The organism is Microvirga sp. KLBC 81, assembly GCF_003075415.1.
Lineage (GTDB): Bacteria > Pseudomonadota > Alphaproteobacteria > Rhizobiales > Beijerinckiaceae > Microvirga.
Window position 1 is genome coordinate 1 of the sequence record NZ_QDAH01000203.1, and the last position, 2483, is coordinate 2483.

Sequence of the window (2483 nt, forward strand, 5' to 3'; positions counted from 1 at the left end):
GCGGCATTCGACACTCGACTACGTCAGTCCGGTTCAGTTTGAGAGGCTCGCCGAATAGCTGACAAACTGCTCACCACTAAACCGAAGCAAATTCATCTCGCGCTTGGCCCCGCCATGTATCACAGCATCGACCCGCTTTAGGCGCTTGCGTGTACAGACTTGTCCAGAATGTCCAGACCACGTTGAAGCGTCTGCCCATCAATCGTCAAAGGAGGAAGAAGCTTGATCACTTGGTCCTCCGCGCCGCATCGCTCTACCACAAGCCCATCCTTAAAGGCCTTGCGGACGATTTTTTCGGCCAGTTGCCCTGTACTGCAATCGAGCCCCAGCATCATGCCCCGTCCGCGCACGGACAGACTATGATTTCGGCAGCCTTGAGCGATCTGTCGAAGGCGTTCGCTCATGATGCGCCCTGTCTCTATAACACCCTGAGACAGCTTTTCATCCGTCCAATATTTTCGCAATGCAGCAGTCGCCGTCGTGAGCGCGAGGTTGTTGCCTCTGAAGGTCCCGTTGTGCTCACCCGGCTGCCAAACGTCCAGTTCGGGTCTGAGCAGCAAAAGGGACAGCGGCAATCCACAGCCGCTAAGAGACTTCGACAGAACAACGATGTCTGGCGATAAATCGGCAAACTCGAAACTGAAGAAACTGCCCGTTCGTCCGCAACCTGCCTGAATGTCATCAATAATCAGGAGGATGCCATTCTTTCTGCAAAGCCGCTCGAGCGACTGCAGCCAGTCCTTGCTCGCAGGGTTGATGCCCCCCTCACCTTGGACGGTTTCCAGAATGATGGCTGCCGGCAGGTCGACACCACTGCTTGCATCAGCCAGCACCTTGTCCAGATATTCCGAAGTGTCGTTATCGGCTCTCCAATAGCCGTCATAGGGCATGAACACTGCGCCGGTTGGAGGAAGGCCCGCCGCATCGCGGTAGTATCGATTACCCGTTACCGCAAGCGCGCCTAAGCTCACTCCATGAAAGCCGTTGGTGAATGATATTATACTGTGCCGTCCAGTGACCTTGCGTGCGAGTTTCAAAGCCGCTTCCACGGCATTGGTGCCCGTGGGACCGGGAAACTGAAATTTGTATGTCAGACCACATGCGCGCAGTATGATCGCGTCAAAATGCTCCATAAACTCCCTTTTGGCTGATGTAGCCATGTCCAATCCGTGGATGATTCCATTTGATTTTAAGTATTGCATCGCCTCATTTAGCAAATCGGGATCGTTGTGGCCGTAGTTGAGGACGCCCGAGCCAGAGAGAAAATCAATAAACTTGCAACCGTTCTCGTCCTCAAGAATGGCTCCTGCGGCCTTCCTGAACACAACAGGAAAGGATCGCGAATATGACCGCACGTTCGATTCGAGGCTTTCGAAGGCAAATAGCGAGTTGGAGCTGCTCTCTTGAGGCATGATCTTCCTCCCATACTCTTGAATTGATCGCTGCAATCTTGGTCTGCCGTCCCAAGCCAGTGTCCAATCGGAATTCTGGCGGTGGCGCCGCAGTTATAACTGACAATCTCAGCCCGTGCGCCTACCCAGGATGGTAGTACCGTCACTGGCCTTTCTTTCGTATTCGCCTATTCCGAGTCCAGAAGGAACAGCGCAGTTGCACCTCATATCCCGCACGCACGAACTCCCCACTCTGGCAGACACACGCAACTTCCTAAAACACCTGGGCAAACCCTGCGTTGCACAATTGCTTGCAGAGGCGAAAAGGACAGGTACGGTCGCCGTTCAGCCCAGATCCGGCGTCGGCGGCCACGACGAGATGCTTGCGCTTCTATCAGGATCGCGGCGGAAGCCAGTCCGGATTTTTTGACCCTCACCATATACTCCGATTCTCGGCTTAGAATGTTTGATCATGCCAGCCGGATACTCGCCACGAAACCCCGCGGCCCTGAACGGTTACCCACTGGTGGCTCACGGCGGGCGCAGAGGTCGCGATCTCAACGAGCGAACGAAGCAACCGCTCGACATTCGCCACGGCTCAACGATCGCTGACCATCTGTTCGAAACTGCGATAGCTTCAGGAATCACATCCTTCGAGGGCGGGGACATCACTTACAATCTGCCCCATGCCAAGAAAGTGCCACTTGAAGACACATGTCCGGATGCGAGACCTCCTTGGCGTGAGCGACGACTTGGAGGGCTTGCGGCAAAGCGTGTGGATCCGGCGGCTTGAAGCGCACGTTGGCGAGTTTGGGCGCGGCAGCCAGGCGCCGTTGCACGACCTGCTCGGGTGAAGCCCCCTTGAGCATGCGCTGGCGTCTCCTGTTGTAGGCCTGATTGAAGCCTTTGAGCAGCGTCTCCGGATCCCGATGGCTGTAGATCGTGATCCCCAGCACCTCGCGCTGCACCCGGCCGTTGAAGCGCTCCACGATGCCGTTATCCGGCATGATGTTCACGGTGCCTTATGCGTCCATCTGCCTTCTTCGGAAAGGGATGCTATGGTGAGCCCATCTGGGACGCGGGGCACCGGGA

At 56.1% G+C, this 2483-nt stretch carries 2 protein-coding genes and 1 pseudogene; 1 reads left to right on the plus strand and 2 read right to left on the minus strand.

The genetic code is table 11. From position 1 onward, the window contains the following. Positions 1-137 precede the first annotated feature (137 nt). Positions 138-1412, minus strand: coding sequence for a diaminobutyrate--2-oxoglutarate transaminase (gene ectB, locus DC522_RS33115; protein ID WP_116532643.1), 1275 nt, complete (start codon positions 1410-1412; stop codon positions 138-140). A 451-nt stretch (positions 1413-1863) separates the two neighbouring features. On the opposite strand from ectB, the pseudogene DC522_RS37705 reads away from it, so the two are divergent. Next, positions 1864-2055: pseudogene (locus DC522_RS37705) on the plus strand (hypothetical protein); the annotation flags it as partial. Between the two features lie 4 nt (positions 2056-2059). On the opposite strand, the gene DC522_RS33125 reads toward DC522_RS37705, so the two are convergent. Then, a complete protein-coding gene (locus DC522_RS33125; RefSeq protein WP_371681116.1) occupies positions 2060-2407 on the minus strand; it encodes a hypothetical protein in 348 nt (115 codons plus the stop codon). Between the last annotated feature and the right edge of the window lie 76 nt (positions 2408-2483).

Coding starts and splice junctions, on each gene's coding strand:
- ectB (WP_116532643.1), bottom strand. CDS start 1,412: ATGCCTCAAGAGAGCAGCTCCAACTCGCTATTTGCCTTCGAAAGCCTC.